This window comes from Hymenobacter lutimineralis (assembly GCF_008271285.1).
GTDB lineage: Bacteria > Bacteroidota > Bacteroidia > Cytophagales > Hymenobacteraceae > Hymenobacter > Hymenobacter lutimineralis.
On sequence record NZ_VTHL01000015.1, the window covers coordinates 1 to 24,242 of the forward strand.

The 24,242-nt window shown below is 60.7% G+C and carries 19 protein-coding genes; 10 read left to right on the top strand and 9 right to left on the bottom strand.

What is annotated here, in order from left to right; genetic code table 11:
- Positions 1–148 precede the first annotated feature (148 nt).
- Positions 149–892, bottom strand: a complete 744-nt coding sequence (locus FY528_RS13915) for a DUF4197 domain-containing protein (protein WP_149071638.1) — start codon at positions 890–892, stop codon at positions 149–151.
- 186 nt (positions 893–1,078) lie between these two features.
- Here FY528_RS13915 and FY528_RS13920 point away from each other — a divergent pair, with 186 nt between their 5' ends.
- The 3 genes from FY528_RS13920 (at position 1,079) to FY528_RS13930 (ending at position 4,194) form a co-directional block, all read left to right on the top strand.
- A complete protein-coding gene (locus tag FY528_RS13920) occupies positions 1,079–2,335 on the top strand; it encodes a competence/damage-inducible protein A (RefSeq protein WP_149071639.1) in 1,257 nt (418 codons plus the stop codon).
- A gap of 157 nt (positions 2,336–2,492) precedes the next feature.
- Positions 2,493–3,905 (top strand): dihydrolipoamide acetyltransferase family protein, encoded by a 1,413-nt coding sequence (locus tag FY528_RS13925; protein WP_149071640.1) that lies wholly within the window; start codon positions 2,493–2,495, stop codon positions 3,903–3,905.
- Positions 3,906–3,990: 85 nt separating this feature from the next.
- A complete protein-coding gene (locus tag FY528_RS13930; protein WP_149071641.1) occupies positions 3,991–4,194 on the top strand; it encodes a hypothetical protein in 204 nt (67 codons plus the stop codon).
- Between the two features lie 78 nt (positions 4,195–4,272).
- Here FY528_RS13930 and FY528_RS13935 read toward each other — a convergent pair whose 3' ends face one another.
- The 3 genes from FY528_RS13935 to FY528_RS13945 all read right to left on the bottom strand — a co-directional run bounded on the left by FY528_RS13935 (position 4,273) and on the right by FY528_RS13945 (position 10,308).
- A complete protein-coding gene (locus FY528_RS13935) occupies positions 4,273–6,864 on the bottom strand; it encodes a TonB-dependent receptor (protein WP_149071642.1) in 2,592 nt (863 codons plus the stop codon).
- 467 nt (positions 6,865–7,331) lie between these two features.
- Positions 7,332–8,066 carry a hypothetical protein gene (locus tag FY528_RS13940; RefSeq protein ID WP_149071643.1) on the bottom strand — a complete coding sequence of 245 codons (735 nt, stop codon included), beginning with the start codon at positions 8,064–8,066 and terminating at the stop codon, positions 7,332–7,334.
- A gap of 115 nt (positions 8,067–8,181) precedes the next feature.
- Positions 8,182–10,308 (bottom strand): S9 family peptidase, encoded by a 2,127-nt coding sequence (locus FY528_RS13945; protein ID WP_373281621.1) that lies wholly within the window; start codon positions 10,306–10,308, stop codon positions 8,182–8,184.
- Between the two features lie 403 nt (positions 10,309–10,711).
- On the opposite strand from FY528_RS13945, the gene FY528_RS21815 reads away from it, so the two are divergent.
- The 4 genes from FY528_RS21815 to FY528_RS13965 all read left to right on the top strand — a co-directional run bounded on the left by FY528_RS21815 (position 10,712) and on the right by FY528_RS13965 (position 15,267).
- Entirely contained in the window at positions 10,712–11,332 is a 621-nt protein-coding gene (locus FY528_RS21815) for a response regulator transcription factor (protein ID WP_373281622.1), read from the top strand.
- Between the two features lie 140 nt (positions 11,333–11,472).
- Entirely contained in the window at positions 11,473–11,745 is a 273-nt protein-coding gene (locus FY528_RS13955; RefSeq protein ID WP_149071645.1) for a hypothetical protein, read from the top strand.
- An 84-nt stretch (positions 11,746–11,829) separates the two neighbouring features.
- On the top strand, positions 11,830–12,585 hold the full coding sequence (locus FY528_RS13960; protein ID WP_149071646.1) for a GLPGLI family protein: 756 nt from the start codon (positions 11,830–11,832) through the stop codon (positions 12,583–12,585).
- A 30-nt stretch (positions 12,586–12,615) separates the two neighbouring features.
- The gene (locus tag FY528_RS13965; protein WP_149071647.1) at positions 12,616–15,267 is read left to right on the top strand and encodes a carboxypeptidase regulatory-like domain-containing protein; all 2,652 of its coding nucleotides are present in this window, start codon (positions 12,616–12,618) and stop codon (positions 15,265–15,267) included.
- 316 nt (positions 15,268–15,583) lie between these two features.
- On the opposite strand, the gene FY528_RS13970 is transcribed toward FY528_RS13965, so the two are convergent.
- Positions 15,584–18,289: a valine--tRNA ligase gene (locus FY528_RS13970; protein ID WP_149071648.1), complete on the bottom strand. Its 2,706-nt coding sequence runs from the start codon at positions 18,287–18,289 to the stop codon at positions 15,584–15,586.
- Between the two features lie 220 nt (positions 18,290–18,509).
- Between FY528_RS13970 and aat the strand changes: the two genes are divergently transcribed.
- Positions 18,510–19,205, top strand: coding sequence for a leucyl/phenylalanyl-tRNA--protein transferase (gene aat / locus FY528_RS13975; RefSeq protein WP_149071649.1), 696 nt, complete (start codon positions 18,510–18,512; stop codon positions 19,203–19,205).
- A 55-nt stretch (positions 19,206–19,260) separates the two neighbouring features.
- Here the strand turns inward: aat and FY528_RS13980 are convergent, their stop codons facing one another.
- Positions 19,261–19,611 (bottom strand): 4Fe-4S binding protein, encoded by a 351-nt coding sequence (locus FY528_RS13980; RefSeq protein WP_149071650.1) that lies wholly within the window; start codon positions 19,609–19,611, stop codon positions 19,261–19,263.
- A gap of 149 nt (positions 19,612–19,760) precedes the next feature.
- On the opposite strand from FY528_RS13980, the gene FY528_RS13985 reads away from it, so the two are divergent.
- Positions 19,761–20,771, top strand: a complete 1,011-nt coding sequence (locus FY528_RS13985; RefSeq protein WP_149071651.1) for an acyl-CoA reductase — start codon at positions 19,761–19,763, stop codon at positions 20,769–20,771.
- A gap of 258 nt (positions 20,772–21,029) precedes the next feature.
- Positions 21,030–21,329, top strand: a complete 300-nt coding sequence (locus tag FY528_RS13990) for a hypothetical protein (RefSeq protein WP_149071652.1) — start codon at positions 21,030–21,032, stop codon at positions 21,327–21,329.
- Between the two features lie 186 nt (positions 21,330–21,515).
- On the opposite strand, the gene FY528_RS13995 is transcribed toward FY528_RS13990, so the two are convergent.
- The 3 genes from FY528_RS13995 to FY528_RS14005 form a co-directional block, all read right to left on the bottom strand.
- On the bottom strand, positions 21,516–22,388 hold the full coding sequence (locus FY528_RS13995; RefSeq protein WP_149071653.1) for a nucleoside phosphorylase: 873 nt from the start codon (positions 22,386–22,388) through the stop codon (positions 21,516–21,518).
- Positions 22,389–22,552: 164 nt separating this feature from the next.
- A complete protein-coding gene (trhO, locus tag FY528_RS14000; RefSeq protein WP_149071654.1) occupies positions 22,553–23,509 on the bottom strand; it encodes an oxygen-dependent tRNA uridine(34) hydroxylase TrhO in 957 nt (318 codons plus the stop codon).
- A gap of 76 nt (positions 23,510–23,585) precedes the next feature.
- Positions 23,586–24,218: a NeuD/PglB/VioB family sugar acetyltransferase gene (locus FY528_RS14005; protein ID WP_149071655.1), complete on the bottom strand. Its 633-nt coding sequence runs from the start codon at positions 24,216–24,218 to the stop codon at positions 23,586–23,588.
- Positions 24,219–24,242: the final 24 nt, after the last annotated feature.

Genomic DNA, 24,242 nt, shown 5'->3' on the forward strand with positions numbered 1-24,242 from the left:
CCGGTGCCCCCACCCGTACCCGGACGACCCAAAGTGTGCGGTTCGACCAATTTCCATTCCCGTTCGCTTAATTCATGGCGGCGTAGCATGCCGCTAAGCTACGACCACTGTCCACACTCCCTAAATCCTGAGCCCTAAAGCCTCCCGCCTACTTCCGGCCGAATACGCGCTTGAGCAGCTCGGTGGTGCGGGCAATGGGGTTTTCGCGGATGTTGGCTTCTTCCTGGGCAATAAGCATGAACAGGCCATCAATGGCCTTGCCGGTGGCGTACTGGTTCAGGTCGGTCTGCACGGGCTTCACCAGCGGAATCTGGTTGTAGCGCGTAGTGAGGCTGGTGTAGTAGCGCGTAGCGCCCACCTTATCGAGGCTCTGCTGAATGATGGGCTTAAAGGCCGTGGTGAGCTGCGTGGTAGTCGTGCGCTTGAGGTACTGGGTAGCGGCGTCTTTCTCCCCTGTCAGGATATTCCACACGTCGGAAAAAGTGAGGCTCTTGATGGCGGAAATAAAGATGGGCTTGGCACTTTTAGCCGCGTCTTCGGCGCCCCGGTTCAAACTCAGCTCAAACTTATCAACTTCCGCGCCCAGCCCAATCTTGCGGAGCGTGGTCGCCACGCGCTGGGCATCGGCGGGGAAAGGAATACGAATCAGGTTGTTGAGGTAGAAGCCGTCCTGCTGTGAGGCCTGGTCGGCCCCTTTGCTGATGCCCTGCACCAACGCTTCTTTCAGGCCGCTGGCAGCTTCCTGCTGCGTAACCGGGCCGGTTTGGGTGGTCGAGGTTGGCTTGGGCAGCGTAATGCCACCTACGCGCGGCAGCGTAATGGTTTGGGCGCAGGCCGAGAAGCTTAGGCTGGCCCCCAAGGCCAAAATCAGTGAATAGCGAAAGTTTTTCATAAATCGAAGCGGCAAAGGTCGGTGGGCTGTACGGCAGCCTTGTCCGCCCGTTTGCATAAACCGGACCAATATTTTTTGAGTTTCTGGTTTCTAGTTTCGGGTTTCTAGTTGTTTGTATCAACATCGACGCGCAACCCGAAGCAAGAACCCGAAACTAGAAACAAGCAACTAGAAACTCTTTTTTCCATGCAATCAGTCCCCACGGCCGAAATTATTACCATCGGCGACGAACTTCTTTACGGCCAGGTTATCGACACCAACTCGGCCTTTCTGGGTCAGGAGTTGGGTAAGCTCGGCATCCGGGTGCGGCAAATAACGAGCGTGTCGGACCGCGCCGATGAAATCGTGACGGCGCTGGACTTGGCCCGCACCCGCGCCAACGTGGTGCTGACCACCGGCGGCCTGGGCCCCACCAAGGACGACCTGACCAAGCACATCCTCACGCGCTACTTCAACACGGAGCTGGTGCTCGACGAGCCCTCCTTGCGCAATGTGGAGGCTATTTTCGCCCGCTTCAACCGGCCCGTCACGGAGGTGAACCGCCAGCAGGCGTTTCTGCCCGCTTCCTGCTTGCCCGTGCCCAACGCCCTGGGCACGGCGCCGGGTATGTGGTTCGAGGACCAGGGTACCGTATTTGTGAGCATGCCCGGGGTGCCGTTCGAAATGAAGCGCATGATGACGGACACCGTGCTCCCGCGCCTGGCCGCCCACTTTCAGGTGCCGCCCATCGAGCACATCGTGGTGCAGACCGCGGGCCTGGGCGAGTCGATGCTGGCCGAGCAGATTGCCGACTGGGAAGATGCCCTGCCGGCCAACATGAAGCTGGCTTACCTGCCCTCCTTGGGTGCTGTGCGCCTGCGCCTCACCGGCACCGACGACGGCCAGCCCAACCTGCGCGGCCGCATGGAAGCCTTGCTGCCAGCTTTGCGCGAGAAGCTCGGCCAGCACATCTTCGCCGAAACCGACATTCCGCTGGAGCAGGCCGTGGGCCAGCTGCTGGCCGCACGGGGCCTCACGGTAGCCACTGCCGAGAGCTGCACCGGCGGCTACCTGGCCCACAAGCTCACGAGCGTAGCAGGTAGCTCCCGGTATTTCCGGGGCAGCGTTATTGCTTATCATAACGACATCAAAATCAGTCAGCTGGGGGTACTACCTGAAACCCTGGCTGCACATGGAGCCGTGAGCGAGGAAGTGGTGCGCCAGATGGCCGAAGGCGCCCGTCAGCACCTGGGCACTGACGTGGCCCTGGCTACCAGCGGCATTGCCGGCCCCGACGGCGGCTCGGAGGAAAAGCCCGTGGGCACCTTCTGGCTGGCCTACGCCGACGCGCATCGGACCGTGACTCGCAAAATCGTATTCAACCGCAGCCGCCAGCTCAACATCGAGTATGTGACCCACGCCCTGCTCAATCTGCTGCGCCTCAGCCTGCCCGCCGCCGAGTAGCAGTCTGCCAAGGCTGGTTTGGAATCGGCATTGGCGCGCCAAGCCAAAAAGGCTACCTTTGACCGGTTTTTCGGCCCACCCACCCAAACTTAGTGGACCGGAGCTGCAGTTCTGCCCCCAACCCAATCCCCCCCAACTTTACATTTTCTGATTACGCATGGCACGAGTGGAAATGGTGATGCCCAAAATGGGCGAAAGCATTATGGAAGGCACCGTCCTGAAATGGCTCAAACAAGTAGGTGAAGCCATTGAGCAGGACGAGTCGGTGCTGGAAGTAGCTACCGACAAGGTAGATACCGAGGTACCCGCCATTCACGCCGGCGTGCTGCAGGAAATCCTGGTGCAGGAAGGCCAGGTAGTAGCTGTGGGCGCGCCCATTGCCATCATCGAAACCGACACGGCCAGCGCTGGCGCAGCGGCACCCACCGCTCCGGCTCCCGCTGCCGAGCCTGCTGCCAGCACTGGCACCTTTGCTCCCGAGGTACCTTACCTGCCCGAGCCGCACGACCCGCAGGCTCAGCAGCAAACTGCTGCAGCTCAGCCCCAGCCCGGCCGTTTCTACTCCCCGCTGGTGCTCAGCATTGCCCGCGAAGAAGGCATTTCAATGGCGGACCTGGAGTGCCTGCCCGGCACCGGCTCCGAGGGCCGCGTCACCAAGAAAGACATCCTCGATTACGTAGCTGGTGGTAAAAAGCCCCTGGCCGCCGCACCTGCGCCCACCGCAGCCTCCACGGCAGCTTCGGCCCCCGTTGCCACTCCGACGCCCGCCCCCCAAGCGGCTCCAGCAGCACCCGCCGCCCCGGCAGGTAAGCCTGCTGCTTCCCCAGCCCCTGCCAGCAAGCCCGCGCCTTCCGTAAGTGGTGGGCAGGAGCTGGTGGAAATGGACCGGATGCGCAAGATGATTGCCCAGCGCATGGTGGACTCCAAGCGCATTTCGCCCCACGTGACGAGCTTCGTGGAAGCCGACGTGACCGAAATCGTGAACTGGCGCAACAAGCACAAGGATGCCTACAAAAAGCGCGAGGGCGAAAACCTCACCTTCACGCCCATCTTCGTGCAGGCCATTGCCCGCGCTATCCAGGACTTCCCCAACATCAACGTGTCGGTAGATGGGGACTACATCATCAAGAAGCGCGACATCAACGTGGGCGTAGCTGTGGCCTTGCCTTCGGGCAACCTCATCGTGCCCGTGATTCACAACGCCGACCAGTTGAACCTGAACGGCCTGACCAAGCGCGTAAATGACCTGGCCGCCCGCGCCCGGGCCAACAAGCTCAAGCCCGAGGACCTGGAAGGTGGTACCTATACCCTGTCGAACGTAGGCTCTTTCGGCAACGTGATGGGCACGCCCATCATCATGCAGCCCCAGGTAGCCATCATGGCGGTGGGGGCCATCAAGAAGAAGCCGGCCGTAATAGAAACCCCTCAGGGTGACCTGATTGGCATCCGTCACTTCATGTTCCTCTCGCACTCCTACGACCACCGCGTGGTTGATGGTTCACTGGGTGGCATGTTCGTGCGCAAGGTAGCCGACTACCTCGAGCAGTTCGACCCCAACACGGCCATCTAGCTGCTTTGTCAGGCGTCAAGCCAAGATGACGCATCACTAACTTACCAGTCAGGGCGAGGCAGCTGCTTCGCCCTGCTTTTTGCCCATGAACAAAGTCCTCTCCCTCGCGGCCCTGCTCATTGCCCTCGGCCTGATCCTGTTTTTGTATCAGCAGCTTAACACCACCGAAAAAGCCTTGCAGCTAGCCGAGAAGCGTTTCGCCGACTGCGAGCAGGTGAACTTCCAGCTGCAGAACCAGCTCACTCTGATCAAGCGCGGCGCCGTCCCCGACAGCCTGAAAGCGCAATAACCAGGAACTAGCATACCAAAACAAAGCCCCGCCAATCTGCATTGGCGGGGCTTTGTCTTAGGCTGCTGGATGTACACCTTACGGGCGGCCGCCGCTTTGCTGGGCGGGCGCTTCGGTGGGGGCACCGCCACCATCCTTCAGGTCGTCGTTGTTCACCGACTTCTTGCGCCGTTGCGGAGCCATGCTCATCTTACCGATGCGGTAGCTGAGCGTGGCCCGCACGCTGGTACGGCGCAGCACGTTCAGGCTATTCTGGTCGAGCAAGGGCGAGCTAACCTCACTGCGGATGCGCCATTTGGGCGTAAAGAAGTTGTCGGCCCCGATGCCGAAGGAGCCTTTCTTATCGGCGAAGTCCTTTTTCAGGCTGAGGCTGTATACGCCGATGCCACCCTGGTAGCCCTGGAGCTGCACCTGCCGGCCCCGGTAGAAAGAGAAGAACTGCAGGCCCCAGCCCTTGGTGAAGTTGTAGCTGCCCATGAGGCGGCCACTGGCTACCCAGCCCTTGTTGCTGGCCGAGAAGCGCACGTCAGTAGTATTGTTGTTGTCGAGCACGGCGTAGTACAGATCCGCGCCGCCGCCCACGGTGAGCTTGTTGTTCAGGTTCACGTTGGCAAACACGCTGGTGCCGTAGGCGTTTTCCGTGCCGATGTTACCGTACCCGGTGCGGATGGTGTCGCCATTGGCGCTGGCCGTGCGGATGGGCTGGATGGACTTGTTAGTGTTGCGGGCGAAGGCTGTGAAGTTGAGCGAGGTTTGCTTGATGAAGGTGTTATAGCCCAGCTCGAAGTTGTTAGTATACTCCGGGCGCAGCAGTGGATTGCCTTCGGTGATGTTGACCGGGTTCTGGGCCTGGCGGTTGGGGTTCAGAAACTGCAACGACGGGCGCTGGATGCGGCGGTTGTAGGCCGCCTTCACGGTGTTGCCGTTCTTGAGCTTCTTCGACAGGTTGAGGCTGGGCACCAGCACCCCGTAGCTCGGAATCTTATCCACCTCCGAGGTTTCAAAGTCGGCGTCGATGGTGGTGTACTCGTAACGAGTGCCGGCTTTCAGGGTATAGTTCTCGCCGAAGCCCAGCGTGTAGGACGCGTAGGCCGCCGACACGTTCTGGCGGTAGGTGAAGACGTTGGACAAACCCAGGCCCGGCTGCGGCTGGCCGTTGGTGAGAGTAGTATAGTCGCTTTCCACCTGGCGGGAAATGTTCTTGCCACCCAGCTCCAATAACTGCTTGTCGCCCAGCGGGGTCTGGTAGTCGGCCTGCAGCGTTACTTCCTGGTTGTAGCTGTCGTTGAGGTTGCGCAATTCGGTGCCAGCCTGGGCACCTTCCAGGATGTCGTTGGTGAAGTCGTTCTGGCGGTTGTTGCGGCTATACTGGGTTTGCAAGCTCAGCTCGCGCTGGGGCACGGCGAAGTTGTGCGTGTAGCCCAAGCTCAAATCCAGCGTGTTGGCCTTGTCGAGTACCTTCACGTCGCGCACGGTGGAAGCGGGGTTCGTGGTGCCATCAAAGCGCTGGATGCTGGTGGTGAGGCCGTCCTGGTAGGTAGTGCCATTGCGCATGCCCAGCTGGGCCGAGGCCGTGAGGAAGTTCTGCTTGTTGATGTCGTAGTCCCAGCCCAGGGAGTAGCGGCCCCCAAACTGGTTGTTGCGCGTCTCGGCCGACTGCGTAGTGGTGCTGAGCTTGGTGCGGGTGCTCAGGTCGTTGCCGGTGATGCTGTAGGTGGTCTGCGCGTTTTCGAAGGAGCCCGGCGTGTTATAGCCCCCGCGTCCGCCTGCGTTCAGCGAGAAGCCCATTTTGCCGGCCCGGTACGAGGCCGACACACCCGCATCGGCGGAGCGCAGGCCCCCGCTCACGCGCCCATCCAGCGTGAAGCCCTGCAGGTTGTTTTGCTTGGTCACGATGTTGATGATGCCGCCCGAGCCTTCGGCGTCGTACTTGGCCGAGGGCGCGGTAATCACCTCTACGCTTTTGATCTGGTCGGCCGGAATCTGCTTGAGGGCATCGGCAATGGAGTTGGCGGCAATGGTGCTGGGGCGGTTGTTGATGAGTACCCGGATGTTCTGGGAGCCGCGCAGGGTCACGTTGCCGTCGAGGTCCACCGAAAGGCTGGGCACGCGGCGCAGCACGTCGGTGGCGTCGCCGCCCCGGGTGGTTTCGTCCTTCTCGGCGTTGTACACCGTGCGGTCTACTTTCTCTTCAATCAGGCTGCGCTGGCCTTCCACCACCACTTCGCCCAGCTTTTGAGCTGTGGAAGCCAGCGAGATGGTGCCCAGGGCCACGGTGTTCCCATCTTCGGTAATGACCACGCCGGGCTTTTCGATCTGCTGGTAGCCAATAAAGCTGATCTGCACGGTGTAGGTGCCGGCGGCCACGCGCGTGAGGGCGAACTTGCCATTGTCGTCGGCGGCCGTGCCATCCACGGGCTTGTTAGTAGCGGGGTTGAAGAGGGCAATGGTGGCGAAGGGCACAGGCTGCTTGCTAGTAGCATCGAGCACGGTACCCGTGATGCGGCCAGTCCCCTCCCGGGGCTGGGCAGCCGCGGCCGGAGCACCAGCGGGTCGGCCGGCCCCGGCCGGGCGGGAGGTACCGGCCGGACGCTCCGCGCCGGCGGGTTGCTGGGCTAAAGCTGCCGTACCTCCGGCAGTCAGGAAAATCAACAGAAAAATTCGTTTCATATCAGAGAAAAACAGCCACAGGCCCGCGTCGCCGGCACCTCAAAGCCTTAAAAGTATGTGCCTCTGGAGCGAGGCCCCACCGGGTATCGACCAACGCTTGGCTCCTGACTACTGGTGCCGTCAAAGCCTCCCGCCAACCTACCTGGCAATGCGCCACAGACACTATTTTGCGGCAGAGGTGGCACGAACCGCCAAAAAAACTGCTGCGCCGGGCAGTTGTTCATTCTTTCTTGTCTGGTAACCTGCCTCTATCCCTCATTTTCACCTCTCCAGCCCTTCTGGTCGGCGTTCGGGCTTGGCAAAATTGACATACCAAGGCTTAGATAGTTACGGTTTGGTTGTATCCGGCGCAAACGGCAGCCTCTCTGGCACCAGCCGCCCAGAAACCAGCACGCCCCTGCGTTGTGCCGATTAGACTTTCATCTAAAGGCACAACGCAGGGGCGTAGGAAGCGGCACTACCCCGAACTAGCCGGCTACCGGAGCTGGACGAGGGCGCCACAGCAGGTACAGGCTGGCTACGTGCGTAAACAGCACGACCGGTACAATGAACGTAGCCAGCCACACAAAGGGAAAGCGCACGACGGCTACATTGGGCTGCCCGAAGGCCAGCTGCTGCAGGGGTGTGGGGGCCGTCAGCAACGCCAGCCCTACGATAGTACCCAGCAACACTAAGCTGCCCAGATGCCAGGCCAGCAGGCCGCCGCGTCCCAGGCGCCCATGCCGGTAGAAAGCGGCTACTACCGGGGCCGAGAGGCCGGCCAGCACATCGAAGTTGCGGCCGGCAAAGGTCATCAACTCAGGTACCAGGTGGGCAGCCGCCAGCCCATACAGCCCCGCCTCCACGCCTACCCGCACCACGCTCACCCCGGCCAGATCGGCCAGCGGCAGATGGGCCGTGGCGCGTCGCCCTGCCCCGGATAGCAGCACCATCATCATAACTACCACGGTAGGCAGAATGCCCGTCACCACCAAGCGGGGTGGCAACACCTCCAGGCTTTGCTGATAAAACCCGGCTCCTGCCAGCACAGCCTGCAATGCCAGCCAAACGCCTACTAGCAGCCAGTAGCGGCGGGTAGGCAGGTCAGCACGGTGCAGGGCCCGTGCCAGCAACGCCGCCGTAGCTGCCGTGCAACAGATGAATAATGCACTCAGCCACAACGGCGCAGAAGTATGCAGGTACTGGAGATTAGCCGTCGGCATAAGAGGATGATAAAACGTGCAACCAAACGCAAAAGAAGCAGCCTGCGGGCTGATGGCGGATTGGTGCTTCCCCATCAGCCTGCAGGCTGCCTCCTCTATACCTGGTTTACTAAATCTAAGCTTTCACGCCCAACAATAGCAGCATAAAGGCAAATTGCCGGGCTGTGTCGTGGATGGACTTAAAGCGGCCGGATGCCCCGCCGTGACCGGCAGCCATGTCGGTGTGCAGGAGTAGCAGGTTGTTGTCCGTTTTTACGGTGCGCAGCTTGGCTACCCATTTGGCGGGCTCAAAGTACTGCACCTGCGAGTCGTGCAGGCCGGTGGTCACGAGCATGTTGGGGTACTGCTGGGCTTTCACCTGGTCGTAGGGCGAGTAGGAAAGCATGTAATCGTAGAACTCCTTCTGGTTGGGGTTGCCCCACTCGTCGTACTCCCCGGTGGTCAGCGGAATGCTTTCATCGAGCATGGTGGTCACCACGTCCACGAAGGGCACGGCCGCCACTACGCCCTTGTAGTACTCGGGGTGGTTGTTCACCACCGCGCCCATCAGCAGCCCGCCGGCCGAGCCGCCCATGGCAAACAGCTTATTGGCGGAGGTGAATTTCTGGTCGATGAGGTACTTAGAGCAGTCGGTGAAGTCAGTGAAGGTGTTTTTCTTCTTGAGCTTCTTACCGTTCTCGTACCACTGCCGGCCCATTTCCTGGCCGCCCCGGATGTGGCAAATCACGTAGGCAAAGCCCCGATCCAAGAGGCTGAGGCGGGCGGTGCTGAAGGTGGGGTTGGTGGAGTAGCCGTAGGAGCCGTAGGCGTACTGCAGCACCGGCGCCGTGCCATCCTTCTTAAAGCCCTTCTTGTAGACAATGGACATAGGGATTTTGGTGCCGTCGGTAGCCGTGGCATACACCCGCTCGGTCACGTAGTCTTCCTTCTTGAAGCTGCCCAGCACGGCCTGCTCCTTCAGCAGCTTTTTGCTGCGGGCGGCCATGTCGTAGTCGTAGGTGGAAGATGGGGTGGTGAGCGAGGAGTAACTGTAGCGCAGCACCGACGTATCAAACTCGGGGTTGATGCTGATGGCGGCCGTGTAGGCGGGCTCACCGAAGTTGAGGTAGTGCTCCTGCTTGTCCTTCCACCGAATCACGCGTAGCTGCAGCAAGCCTTCTTTCCGCTCGCCCAGCACCAGATAATCCTTGAACAGCTCCATGTTTTCCAGAAACACATCGGGGCGGTGGGCAATGACCTCCTGCCAGGCGGTTTTGGCCGTATTGGTTACGGGCGTTTTCAACAGGCGGAAGTTGGGCGCGCCAGCGTTGGAGCGCACATAGAACTGGTCGCCCAGGTGCTCTACCTCATACAAGTGGTCGGCCTCCCGGGGCAGAAACACTTTCAGCGCTTCGGCTGGTTTGCTCGCTTCCAGGTAGCGCACCTCCGACGACATGGTGCTACCGATGTCCAGTAGCACGTACCGGCGCGACTTGGAGCGGTGCACGCCAATACGGAAGGTGTTGTCCTTTTCCTCATACACCAGCTGGTCCTGCTTGGGGTCGGTGCCCAGGGTGTGGCGGTAGAGCTGGTAGTCGAGGAGGGTGCCGGGGTCCTTGCGAGTGTAGAAAACGGTCTTGTTATCGGCGGCCCACACGGCGTTGCCGCTGGTGTTGGGGATTTGCTCGGGAAACAGCTGCCCGGTTTTGAGGTTGCGGAAGCGCAGGGTGTAGAGGCGGCGGCTCACCACGTCCTCGGAGTAAGCCAGCACCTGGTTGTCGTCGCTCACCTCGAAGCCGCCAATCTGGTAGTAGGCTTTGCCCTTGCCCAGCTCGTTGGCGTTGAGCAGGATTTCCTCCTTGGCGCTCAGGTTGCCTTTCTTGCGGCAGTAAATGGGGTACTCGGCCCCGGCCTCGAAGCGGGTGTAGTAGTAATACCCATTGTCGCGGTAGGGCACCGACTCGTCCTGTTCCTTGATGCGCCCCTTGATTTCCTGAAACAGCTTTTCCTCCAGGCCTTTCACCGGAGCCAACTGTTGCTCGGTGTAGGCGTTTTCGGCGTTCAGGTAGCTGATGACTTCGGGGTTTTCGCGCTCATTCAGCCAGTAGTAGTTATCGGTGCGCGTGCCGAAGGGCGACTTCAGTTCTTTGGCCTTAATGGCGGCCACGGGCGGTTTGGACATGGTAGCGGAGGGCGTCTGAGCCAGGACTGCGCCGCTTAGCAGCACGCCCAGGCCCGTCAGGCAGGTGGAGAAAAGGTTCATAGGGCAACCAGATGAGATGAATGGCTGCACTAAAGAAACGAGGAAATACGCTGACCTCGGCTATGTCCGACGAGAGCAGGGCAAATCAACCCCGGTCTGCTTACCATAGCGAAGGAACACAAAGGTAAAAGCCCCTGGCTTCTCATCCGGCTACCGTTGACTACATGGGGCGAAACAATACTTTTAACTGATTAACTTGTATATTAGCCGCTCCGCCTCTCGTTACTTCCTTTACCTCACCTATTGTTCACGCGCGTCCGCCGCCGGTAGCTTACACATGGCTACGGCGCAGGAAGCCGCGCGGACTTTTTTGTTTTGGCACCTACCCGCTATGTATATGCCCGATAACGGCTTACCTTCTCTGCTTGTCTGCCCCGTGCCGCTGCCCTTGCGTGTACCGCTTATGCGCTCGGCCGCTTCCTGTGGCCAGTTGCTGGCTATCCGGTTCAGTAGCAGCAAGTCCGCGTTTCAAACCCAGCTGCGGCATGAGTTGCCCGCCTGGGTGTTGGTTACCAGCCACTGTTTGCGGGAAGACGGGTTGGTGTTCCACCGCATCCGGCAACAGCACCCCTGCTGCCATATTATCTTCTGCGCATTGGATAACACGTGTCCTTCCCTGGGCGGGCTGGACACAGCTTCTCCCAGCTATCCTGATGTACTCTGCACCGTACACGAATTGACAGAATGCCTGGTAGCGGCGGCCAAGGATTCCTTTTTTGTTTCAGCGTCATTAGCTGCTCTCTACGGTCCGTTGCCTACTGAGCCGGCTGCTACCCGTATTGCCTTAACCGCCATAAGCCGGGCCGAAAAACGGGTACTCCGGCAGCTACTGTTGGGGAAATCCAGCAAGCAAATTGCGGAGGCGCTCTTCCTGAGTCCTCGGACCGTAGAAAACCATAAAGCCAGTATGGCGGACAAGCTACACGTACGCGCAGAGGCTGGTAGTTTGGCCGCCTTCCTGCTGCGGCACCGGGAAGCCCTGCTACACTTGTTGGACCAGGATATCCAGCTACCAATTGAGTAGGTACCTGTATGCTTATTGAGTAAAACCACTTATCCTTCCTGTATTTTGGCTGTCAATCTTGCCCCCGTTGTACCGGACGACTGGGCGGTAGCCGAAAAGCCCTTCATAGAGTAGGCATTGTTTGACTCATCCTCTTTCTCATGCATCTTTTCAACGGTAAAAACCTCGTTTGTGCCATTGCTATGGCTTTGGTTACGACTCCTCTGCTGGCGGCCTCCGCAGCAGCCGGCGCGAAATCGGCCGAAGCCGGCACGGAGCCGGCAGCTGTCGTGTTCACCACCAAGGCCCCGGCATCCTGCACGGCTACTGCCACGGTTTCCATTCCCGGGGGGTCTAAAATAGAGCTTTCTGCTACCGCGGCTACGTGTGCCGAAGCCATCCGGATGGTACGGGCGGCTATTTCCAAGATCTAGCACCGTTCCTCAGAAATATTCTGGCAGCGGTTAGCTTACGGGCTGTCCGCTGCCAGCTTTTTCTCCCAGCCTACCCGTACGTTTATGCGCCTCCTGCTCGTCTTACTTTGCTTCCTGGCCGCCGGGGCCGCCTGGCCTTTTGCGCAGCCCGCTTGTGCGCAGGCGCCCCGGTTCAGCGTCACCTATCAGCAGCAGTTCAGTGGCGAGCCCCAGCCCACCGCCACGCTGGTGGTCAACGGCAGCTCTACGCTCTATTACTACAACCGCACGGCCGGCGAGGCCGCCCGGGAATTGCAGCAAACCAACGAAACCAACTACACACTAGCCGTAACGGATGCCGAGGGCACTTGTGTGTACCGCGACGCGGCCACGGGCCGGCTGCTGGCCCGGGAGCTGGAAATAAGCACTCAGCAGTTCGTTCTGATAGCCGATACCGTGCCCCGCCTGAACTGGAAGCTGGGCACAGCCACCCGCCAGATAGGTCAGTACCAGGCGCAGCAGGCCACTACCACGTTTCGTGGCCGGCACTACGAAGCGTGGTTCACGCCCGAAATTCCGGTGTCGGCCGGCCCCTGGAAGCTGGGCGGCTTGCCGGGCCTGATTCTGGAAGCCCGCGATGCTACCGGACAGGTAGCCTTCGCCGCGTTGCGCGTCAGCCAGCCCGCCGGGGTAGCCACGCCCGTACTACCACCTACCCAGGGCCGCCGCTACGGCAGCTGGGCCGAGTACCAGGCCGCCAGCCAGGCGGCCGCCGAGCGGCTCGCCAAATTTATGCAGGCCCAGGCCCCGGGCATCTCGGTCAAGATCAGCCGGGGCGAAGCCCTGGAGCTTGCTCCCTGAGTGAGGGTGGAGCATTGCCGTAGCTTTCTGATGAGCCTGCTGCTGGGCATGGGCCTGCTGCTGGGCCGGCCGGCACCAGCTCAGTGCCTGCTGCAAGGCCAGATAACCGATACGGCCCAGGCGCCGCTGCCGGGCGTCTCGGTGTACCTCACGCGGTCGGGCAACGCCGCCGGAATCGTGTTTACGACCACAGACCCGGAGGGCCGGTTTGCGCTGCGCGTTCCCATTCCGGCCGACTCGCTCCGGCTGCACGCGCGGCTGCTGGGTTTCCGGGCGGTTACGCAGCCCGTCCACTGCCCCGCCCCCCTCCTACGGCTCCGGCTGCAGGTGAGCACTACTGCCCTGGGCCAGGTAGTGGTGCGGGCACCGCCCCCGCCTATCCGGCACAACGATACCACTACCTATCAGGCCCGTGACTTCCGCACCGGCGGGCAGCGCAGCCTCCAGGAGCTCCTACGGCAGGTACCCGGCTTTGAAGTGTCAGAAACGGGCACTATCCGGTACCAGGGACGGGAGATAAGCGGCATCTACGTGGAGGGCGACAACCTGAGTGGGGCCGACTACCGCCGCCTGTCCCGCACGCTGGATGCCGCGCTGGTAGAAAAGATTCAGCCCATTCAGCGCTTTGTGGAAAACCCCTTGCTGGGTGGGCTGGTACACTCCGAAACCACGGTGCTCAACCTCACGCTCCCGCCCGACCGCAAGAAGCCCTTGTTCGGCAGCCTGAGCGCCCAGGCCGCGCTGCCCCACTACCTCGATGCCACGCTTAATGCCTTCAGCTACCGGGGCCGCCACAAGGTGTACGCGCTGGCGACCCACAACAACGTGGGCCTGACGCAGGACCCCTCGGCCCTGGCACCGCTGACTACCCTGGCCGACAACCCGCTGGTGCAGGAACTGCTGCCTCCCCCCCTGCTGCTGGTGCCACCGGAGCTGGCCAGCCTCGGCTTCCGGCCGGAGCTGGCCAGCCTCAACCGCGAAACCACTGCCGGGATAGTACATGTGCTGCGCTCCGCCCGCCCTAGTGGGTGGAAGCTGCTCACGGATGCCGCCGCCTACACCGACTACCGCCACCAGGACCTGCTGGCCGAAACCCGGCTGCTGCTGCCCGAAAACCAGTCTCTCAGCTTCCGGGAGCAGAACCAGGCCCGCCAGACGCGGCAGTGGGTTCGACTGCGCCAGAACTGGTTTGCCGTGCTGGGGGCACGCACCAATCTCACGTATGAGCATCGTCTCCGCTTCAGCACTACCCGCAGCACCGACCACCTCACCCTGGTTACCCAAAGCCTCACCGATACTGTGCATGAAAACCTGCGGCAGCAGTTGATTAGCCAGCCCTGGCACTTAGGTCAGAATCTGCTGCTGACTACCCGCTTCCCGGAGCAGGCCGCGCTGCAAACCCAGGTCGCGCACTTCCTGGAGGGCGGGCCGCAGCAGCTGCGGCTGCACACCTCACAGCCCGCCCGCCTGCAGGCCCTGGCTCCGGGGTGGCCGGCTGCCTCCACCGAGCTACGCCAACTGGCCCCCAGCCGCCAGCAGGGGTTTCTGTTCCAGACGGAGTATTTCCGCACTGGGCGCCGCCTGAACGTGGTACCCACGCTGGAAGTGCGCTACCTGAACACCCGGCTGACGACCCGCCTGGCAGGTGCCCCAACGGAGCCAGATCATCTCCTGCACACCACCCGGCTGCTAGGCGCCGGGCGGATTCGTTTTCACCGCCTGGCAGGCCGGGCTACCCTCACGGGCACGGCGGGTCTGCGGCTGGGCCGGCTGTGGGCTTCGGGCACCACATCAGCCGACCGGACGCTGGCCTACCCTACCACTACCCTGAGCGTACAACTGCCCCGGGGCCGCTACTCCACGGTACTGGCCACCTATGGTTTCGACCAGGCGCTGCCACTGCCGCAGGAGCTACTGGCAACTCCATTGGTAACGGACTACCGCACCCGCCAGCAGGGCCTGGAAACCCTGCTGGTGCGGCCCGAGCACCGCGCGGGCCTGCAACTGGTATATCTGAATACGGAGCACTTCACCCAGCTGCAACTGGGCCTGAGTGGCAGCTGGCAGCTGGCCTCCTTGGCGCTGGCCCAGGACGCCGACCAGCTTGTGAGCCAGTTACGGCTTTTGCCCGGGCCACCCACGCGCGGTGCCACGGCTACCCTGCTGGCCGCGCAGCTGCTGGATAGCCTGGCCGTACGCCTTCAACTGGAAAGCAGCCTGACCTACCTGGAGCCCGTAGCCCAACGGGCAGGCGCCCCCTTACAGCGGAGCCCCCTGGTATCGTGGCGGCAGCGGGTACAGCTGGGTACCGCGGGCCGGGGGCCGCTCAACTTCTATGCCGGAGCTACTTTGCTACACGTGGCCCTGTATCAGCCGACCACTGCGCCTAGCCGCAATACGCAACTGCAGTTGGATGCACAAGTGCAGCTGCGCACCCGCCGCCTCACGGCCAGTGTGCGCGCCGACCAGCTCCTGCAGCGCCAGAACGCCTATCTGGTGCTGGGGGCCGAAGCAACCTATGTACCAATGCGGGCTAGTGCATGGTCCTATACGTTGAGCCTGCGCAACCTGCTCAACACGCGCACTTTCGAGCAGGTGAGCATCACGGCGCTGCTTTTCGCCCGCACCCGCTACGACCTGCTGCCCCGCCTGATTATGCCTGGAGCCACTTACCGCTTCTGAACATAGCGGACAGCGGAAGCCTGCCCGGGCAGTCCCGGCCTAGCAGTTGTGCCCAACGGGCTAAAATAAGGCCGGCTCCGCGCTCAACCAATTGAGCTATACTCATCACGAAGTGAGCTGCGCCTGGGTGTAGAGACGCGACCCTTCGCGTCTCCTCGTTGAACGATAGGAACCGCGCCGGCTAAACAACGTCAGCAACGACGAGACGCGAAGGGTCGCGTCTCTACATCAACCAGGTTTTCGCTGGGTACTGCGTGACGGGTATAAGCGCGGAGCCGGCCTAATTTGCACCTGCGTGGTGCCCGTTGAACAGAATCTACATCCCGGCCAGGCTTTGTTCCAGGGCCGTAATCCTGGCTTCGGCGTCGGCCAGCTTCTGCCGCTCACGCTCCACCAGGTCGGGCTTGGCGTTGGCCACGAACTTCTCGTTGGAGAGCTTTTTCAGTACCGAGTCACGGAAACCCTGGGCGTACTCCAGCTCTTTGCCGAGGCGTTCTTTCTCGGCACCAAGGTCAATCTGGCCTTCCAGGGGCACGAAGAACTCACTGCTGCCCGCCACGAAGCTTACCGAAGCAGCCGGCGCTTCCGTCACCACCGAAATGTCGGTAAGGGCGGCCAGCTTGCGGATGATGGGGTCGTAGTCCTGGAGCAGCTGCGGGTCGTCGGTTTTGGCGGCAAGGGTCAGGGGCTTGTTGGGGCCCAGTCCCTTCTGGTTGCGGATGGTACGTACCCCGCCCACAATGGCCAGGGCCTTTTCCATGCGGGCCAGCACCTCGGCGGCGCCCGCTACGGGCACGGGCTTGGGCCAGGCGGCCACGCACACGTATTCCTTCGGACCGCGCTCCTTCAGCTCGTGCCAGATTTCCTCGGTGATGAAGGGCATGAACGGGTGCAGCAGCTTGAGCAGCGTTTCGAGGAAGCCCGAGGTCAGGCGCAGCGTCTCCGCGTCGATGGGTGCCTGGTAAGCGGGTTTGATCATCTCCAGGTACTCCGAGCAGAAGTCGTCCCACACCAGCTTGTACACCGTCATCAGGGCATCCGAAATCCGGAATTTCTCAAAGTGTTCATCCAGCTCCGTGATGGTAGCGTTGAGCTTGGCCGAAAACCACTCCACCGCCTTTTCATTGGCGAAAGGCAAGGCGGTATCCACTTCCCAGCCTTTGATGAGGCGGAAGGCGTTCCAGAGCTTGTTGGAGAAGTTGCGGCCCTGCTCCACCAGCTTTTCGTCGTAGAGCAAGTCGTTGCCGGCCGGAGCCGAGAACAGCATACCAGTACGCACGCCGTCGGCGCCGAACTGCTTGATCAGGTCCAGCGGGTCGGGCGAGTTGCCGAGCTGCTTGCTCATCTTGCGGCCCAGATTGTCACGCACGATGCCGGTGAGGTACACGTTGCGGAAAGGTATTTCCTTGCGGTACTCCAGCCCGGCCATAATCATGCGCGCCACCCAGAAGAACAGGATGTCGGGCCCCGTTACCAGGTCGTTGGTGGGATAGAAATAGTTGACGTCAGCGTTGTCGGGGTCCTTGAAGCCGTCGAACACCGAAATCGGCCACAGCCACGAGGAAAACCAGGTATCCAGCACGTCCTCATCCTGGCGCAAGTCGGTGAGTTGCAGGTCCTGGTTGCCGCTTTGCTCCCGGGCCTGCACCAAGGCTTCCTCGGCGGTGAGGGCCACCACATAAGTACCATCGGGCAGGTAGTAGGCCGGAATCTGCTGGCCCCACCACAACTGCCGCGAGATGCACCAGTCGCGCACGTTCTCCATCCACACCCGGTAGGTGTTCTTGAACTTGGCCGGATGCAGCTTCACGGTGTCGTTTTCCACCACTTCCAGGGCCGGCTTGGCCAGGTGCTCCATTTTCAGGAACCACTGCAAGCTCAGGCGGGGCTCAATCACGGCCTTGGTGCGCTCCGAGGTCTGCACGATGCTGGCGTACTCGTCTACCTTCACCAAGTGGCCGGCTTCTTCCAGGTCTTTCACGATGTTGCGGCGGGCGGCAAACCGGTCCTGGCCCACGTACAGCACGGCCTTCTCGTTGAGCGAGCCGTCGTTGTTGAGGATATCGATAACGGGCAGGTTGTGCTTTACGCCCAGCTCGTAGTCGTTCAGGTCGTGGGCCGGCGTCACCTTCAGCGCACCCGTCCCGAAGTCGATGCTTACGTACTCGTCCAGAATCACCGGAATTTCGCGCCCCAGCAGCGGAATCCGCACTTTCGCCCCGTGCAGGTGGGTGTAGCGCGGGTCGTTGGGGTTCACCGCCACGGCCACGTCGGCCATGATGGTTTCGGGCCGCGACGTAGCTACTGTTAAGAACTGAGAGTTTAGAGCTGAGAGCTTAGAATCGTTCTGCCCCTCACCTTCTGTCTCTAAGTTCTCAGTTCTACCATCTAAGCTCTCCGCTCCTACCACCTCATACCGCAGGTGGTACATCTTGGCCATCACGTCCTTGGGAATTACTTCCTCGTCAGACAGGGCCGTTTGGCTTTGCGGGTCCCAGTTTACCATGCGGATACCGCGGTAAATCAGACCTTTCTGGTGCAGGTCCACGAACACACGCAGCACGGCCTCGGTCAGTTCGGGCTCCATGGTGAAGCGCGTCCGGTCCCAGTCGCAGGAGGCGCCCAGTTGCTTGAGCTGCTCCAGAATGATGCCGCCGTACTTTTCCTTCCAGGCAAAAGCATGCTCCAGGAACTGCTCCCGCGTGAGGTCCTTCTTCTCGATGCCCTGCTCCTTCAGCAAGGCTACTACCTTGGCCTCGGTGGCAATAGAGGCGTGGTCGGTGCCGGGCACCCAGCAAGCTTCCTTGCCCTGCATGCGGGCCCGGCGCACCAGCACATCCTGAATGGTATTGTTCAGCATGTGGCCCATGTGCAGCACACCCGTCACGTTGGGTGGCGGAATAACTACTGAGTACGGCTGCTTGCGGGGGTTGGCCTTGGCTTTGAAGAAGCCCTGCTCCTGCCAGCGCTGGTACCATTTGGCTTCAACGTCGGCGGGGGTATAGGTTTTGGCGATGGACATCAGCGGAGGGAATTCAAGTTGGAATACGGGCGCAAAAGTAGGCATTTCGGGCGGGGCGGGAAATGTTCGGCCGTTCCCGGCCGAACTGGCCTTTAGTAAGTAGCCGTCCTGGCACTGGGCGCACCTCAGGAATCGAACTGGGTTTAGCGCCGGCGCTTCTCTACTTTTGATTCTTGCCTGGCTTCTCAGCGCCCAACTTACCCTTCGTTTGCTTCCTTCTATGCTCCTGCCCTTCCCTGCCAATCCCGATAAGGCCGCCGACGACTCCGTGGAAGGCCTGGTGCTGCTCGGTGGGGAGCCGACCGTCGAAAACCTCTCTGCTGCCTACAGCCGGGGCATTTTCCCGTGGCCGGTGGAGGGCTGGCCGGTGCTGCCGTGGTTTTGTCCGCCCCGGCGCGGCATTCTGCGGCTGGAGCGCCTGCACGTGGGCCGCTCCCTGGCCCGGGCCCAGCGCCAGAGTCCCTGGCGCATCAGCTTCAACGAGGCGTTTGAACAAGTGATGCGGGCCTGCCAACAGCAGCCCCGTCCCGAGCAGGCGGGCACCTGGATTACGCCCCAGCTGGTGCGCGGCTACGTGGCCCTCCACCGGGCGGGGCGGGCCCACAGCGTGGAGGTGTGGGACGGTACTGAGCTGGTAGGCGGCGTTTACGGGGTGGCCGTGCAAGGCGTGTTTGCGGGGGAGAGCATGTTTCATACCCAGCCCAATGCCTCCAAGCTGGCTTTGCTGGCCCTGATAGAGAGCCTACACCAGCAGGGGGCTACGTTGCTCGACATTCAGCAGCTCACGCCCCACCTAGCCGCCTTGGGAGCCGAGGAAGTCAGCCGCCGCGAGTTTCTGCGGTTGTTACAGCTAGAGCAGGCAGCCGGGCGCGAGCTGCGTTTCGGACCGGAACTGCGGCCCGCTATAACGCCATAAGCCCTGCCGTAGCAGAGCTTATGGATAAGTTTTTCCAAGAAAACACTTCAGTGGTCTAGGCTTCGGCGTGCAGCCACTCTTTCTTCTTGAGCAGCTGATCCTGCGACTCGCGGTAGTCGGGGTCGTCCACGCAGCAGTCTACGGGGCACACGGCGGCGCACTGGGGCTCCTCGTGGAAGCCCACGCACTCCGTGCACTTGTCCGACACGATGTAGTAGTACTCGTCGGAAACGGGCGTTTGTGGGCTGGTACCCGCTACGGTTTGCCCGCCGTCCACAGTCACTTCCTTCAGGGCTGTGCCATCGGCCCAGCGCCAGTTAGCTCCTCCCTCGTAGATGGCAGTATTTGGGCATTCCGGTTCGCAGGCACCACAGTTGATGCACTCGTCGGTTATCATGATGGCCATAGCCGTATCTCCTTTTTTGGTACGCGTAAACGTAGATTGCGGGGCAATAGATGCTTGCTACCTACAACCTAACCGGGCAAAAGTAGAAACTAACCCGTACTCTTGCGAGTTTTTTGCTGAATAGTCCGTTTCTCCTCTTCCCTTCCTTTATGAATCACGCCGAACGTCTTGCCGCTTTTGTCGCCCTGGGCCAGCGCCTGCAGCAGCTTACCGACGATGAACTGGCTTCCCTGGCGGCCCGGGCCCGCAACCAGAATGCGTGGTTTGATCAGCCCAACATCACGTCGGCCTTCAAGGGCGTGGCGCAGATGCTCCAGGAAGAAACACTCCGTACCTGGGCCGGACGCTACCGTCCCGAGCCTGAGACCCCGCGCCAGGTAGGCGTGGTGATGGCCGGCAACATTCCCCTGGTGGGTTTTCATGACACCTTGTGCGTATTGCTGAGCGGGCACACCCTGCTGGCCAAGCTCAGCGCCGATGACACCGTCCTTATGCGCTGGCTGCTGCAGGAGCTGACGCAGCTGGAGCCGCGCTTTGAAGAACGCATCCAGCTGGTAGAGCGCCTAAATGCCGCCGACGCCTTTATTGCCACGGGCTCCGACAATACGGCCCGCTACTTCGAGTTTTATTTCGGCAAGAAACCCAACATTATCCGGCGCAACCGCAGCTCCCTGGCGGTGCTTACGGGCCGGGAAACGGCGCACGAGCTAGGTCTGCTGGGCGAAGATATTTTCCGCTACTATGGCCTGGGCTGCCGCAACGTCAGCTCCCTGTACGTGCCCGAGGGCTACCATTTCCCCGACCTGCTCGATGCCCTGCAGCCCTGGCACCGCGTGGCCGACCATCACAAATACCAGAATAACTACGACTACAATAAGAGCATTATGCTGGTGAACCAGGTCCCGCACTACGATAGTGGGTTTCTGCTGCTCACGGAAAGCCCCCAGCTGGTTTCGCCTATTTCCGTGCTGCACTACGTCACCTACCAGCACGAGGTAGACCTAGCCGACAAGCTCACCGATATTGCCGAACGGACGCAGTGCCTTGTTTCGGCGGGCTCACTGTATCCGGGCAGCTTTCCGCTGGGTCGGGCCCAGTATCCGGCCGTAGATGATTACGCCGATGGGGTAGACACCATGGCATTTCTGGCTGCCCTGTAGCGCTGCATCTTTCTAGGCCGTACCCCTGCCCTGCTACCTGATCTGGTAGTAGGCAGGGGTATTCTTTTGCCTTATTGGTCGGATAAGAACTGGAAAAGCCGATGCAACATCAAAATGAGACAATAGCACTACCAAATGATCGCCGTAGCGAATATTCACTATCGTTAAATATGATTTTTTACGACATACTACTTGGTTTATTGCTTTCAAATAACTAGTTTACTAGCACTAAAACCTAAACCGCCCAAACATCCCACCATGACACAGTTTGCACAATACCCAGAAATCATTTCCAAGGAAGTTGTTCAGCAGTTGCACTTCCCGGTTTCCGATGTCCTGGCTACGCCCGATGCCCGTAACCTGCGCCGCTACTCGGCGGAGCGCGCAACTACGCTTGGCAACGGCTATCATGGTAAAGTAGATATCTACTTCAAGACGGCCGACGGGGAAACCAAGCGGGTCCAAACTACCGTGTGGGCCAATGACGCCGAATACATTACCCTGAAATCGGGGGCTTTCCTGCCCATGCGTAGCGTGCTGGGCATCGACTTCCTTTAATGCTCTCCTACGACAAGTCGATGTCAGCGCGCAGAAGCGGCTCCTGGTCTTCCGGGAGCCGCTTTTTTTGCGTGGTTCGGCAGTTCAGTCGTCACTCTGCTGGTCAGGTGGCCATGCTGCAATCAACGGCAAAGCGGCTTCAACCACGTGGTTGAGGCCGCTTTGCCGTTTGGTAATCGGTTAGCTCTAGATACGGTCCAGGGTTTTCTGGATCAGGTCATTTACTACCTCCTCCGCATTGGTGGCAAACTCGCCCGTGGCGCGGTTAGCCACAATGGCATTGAGCGAGACTACCTCATGGCCCAGCATCCGGCCCAGGGCATAGTAGCCGGCCGTTTCCATCTCGAAGTTGGTGAGGCGGAACTCCCCCTCGGCGCTGTGGTAGCGAAATTGCTGAAACTGCTGAATCAGGTCGGGCAGGCGCAGATCCAGGCGCAGCACCCGGCCTTGGGGGCCGTAAAAGCCGGGGCAGGTGAGCGTATTGCCCACTACCATACCCGCGCCCAGCTGCTCACGTAGTAAATCGGAGCCACGTACGCAGTAAGGACGGTAAGGCAGCTGCAGAGCCTGCTGCACGCCGGTGGCTACTTCCACTTCCAGACCGGTTTCCACCAGCGGGTAAAACTGCATCAGCGAGTCGAGGCCTACGCCGTGTTCCGTCACTAGGTGGGAGCCGATGGGAATGTCGGGCTGGAGGGCGCCGCTGGTGCCCACGCGCACAATGCGCAAGGAAATTCGCTCTTCCAGGGGCCGGGCCTCCCGGGTGACGAAGTCGATGTTTACCAGGGCATCCAGCTCGTTAAGCAGAATGTCGATGTTGTCGGTGCCCATGCCCGTGCTAATGACGGTCAGGCGCTTGCCCTGGTAGTAGCCCACGTGCGTGACGAATTCGCGCTTGTGGATCTGGGTTTCAATGGAGTCGAAGTGCTGGCTGATCAGGGGCACGCGCTCCGGGTCGCCCACGGTGATGATAGTATCGGAAATATGGTCGGGCACCAGGTTGAGATGGTACACGCTGCCGTCGCGGTTCAAAATCAGCTCCGATTCGGGAATAGGCATGGGGAGGGCGGGAAAAAGTGGGGAAACATTCGAGTTACGTATTACGCAGCAAGTGGCCAAAATGTGCGTAATTCTTTCCCTGTTGCAACTGAGAGCCAGGGGCAAAAAATAATGACCCGGCAGTAGCCGGGCCATCAGGTAAAGCAAGGCAGGTAGAGGCTGCCCTATTTCAGGCTGGGAGCCCGATACGAGAGTAAGCCCTGTTCGGGGTTGTAGTTGTTGCTGACTTTGGGATAGGCACCCGTGCCATCGTAGGGCCGTTTGGCCGGGTGCTCCTGGCACGCGGTAGAACAGGCCCCATCAAGCTGCTCGCCGCAGGCCTCGCACATGGCCACGTGCAGGTTGCAGTGTGGGTTGGCGCAGTTGATCATGCGCGCCGAGGGCGTATGGCAGTGGTGGCAGGTGGAAATCAGGGTGGGGTTTACGCTGTTTACATCCACGGCCACGCGGCCGTCAAACACGTAGCACTTGCCCTCGAAATCCTCCCCGCCGGCCTCAAGACCGTATTTGATAATACCGCCGTGCAGCTGGTACACGTTTTCGAAGCCCTGCTCCAGCAAAAACGCCGAGGCCTTTTCGCACTTGATGCCGCCGGTGCAGTACGTGAGGATCTTTTTGTCCTTGTACTGCTCCAGCTCCTGCACCTTCTCGGGAAACTCACGGAAGTTTTCGATGTCGAGCGTCAGGGCGTTTTTAAAGCGCCCGAGCTGGTGCTCGTAGTCGGAGCGCACATCCAGAATCACCACGTCTTCCTGGTCTTTTAAATCGCGGAATTCGGTGGGCGACAGGTGCACGCCGGTGCGCTCGTAGGGCTTGATGTGGGGCAGGCCTACATGCACGATTTCGGGCTTCACCCGTACATGCAGCTTCTGAAAGGTATGGGCCGGGGCTTCCTCTACTTTAAACTCCAGCGCGGCAAAGCGCGGGTCGGCCTTCACGGCCTGCATGTACGCTTCGCAATCGGCCGTGCGGCCCGACACCGTGCCGTTGAGGCCTTCTGGTGCCACAATAATGCGCCCGAGCAGGTTCAGGCCCAGACAGAGACGATGGTGCTCCTCCCGGAACTGCTCCGGATTTTCGATGGGCGTGTAGCAGTAATAAAGCAGAACGCGGTAGTCCATTATGCAATGAGGAATGAGAAGTTAGGAAGGAGGAATGTTAGTCAGCAATTCTTCACTCCTCTCTCCCAACTTTTAATTAAACCTTCTGGGCGGGGTTGCCAAATACCGTCTGGCCAGCCGCTACGTCGGCTACTACCACCGAGCCGGCTCCTACCCGGGCCTTTGCCCCTATTTTCACCCCGGCTACCACCACTGCCCCGGAGCCGATAAAGGCCTGAGCCCCTACTTCTACCCCCGCATTCAGGATGGCGCCCGAGCCCAGCTGGGCATACTCGCCTACCTGTACCTTGGCTTCTACTATGGCATTGGGGCCGATGATAACGCCGTTTTCCACCTTGGCCGTACTGGCCACCACGGCGTTGGCACCTACCAGAATGCCGTGGCCCAGCCAAGCGTGCTCCGATACGCTGGCGCGGGCATGGATGGCATTGACCGGCGCTACCGTGTACTCTTCGTGCAGCATGTTGGTGAGGCTGCGGCGGCTGGCGGTGTCGTCGGTGGCCACGAATACCTCACACTTCTTGCCGAGCAGCTTCAGCAGCTGCGCGTCGTCGGTATTGCCCATAATGGGCACGTTATTGAGTTCCGTATTCTGCAGGGCTTTATCGTCGTCGAGCAGGCAGTATACCACCACGTCGTTGCTGAGAAAAGCATCAAGGGCAGCCGTGCCGATGGTTTGGGCACCAAGAATAATAACAGGATTTTCCATGCGCAGGCAAACAGCGGCGGTTGC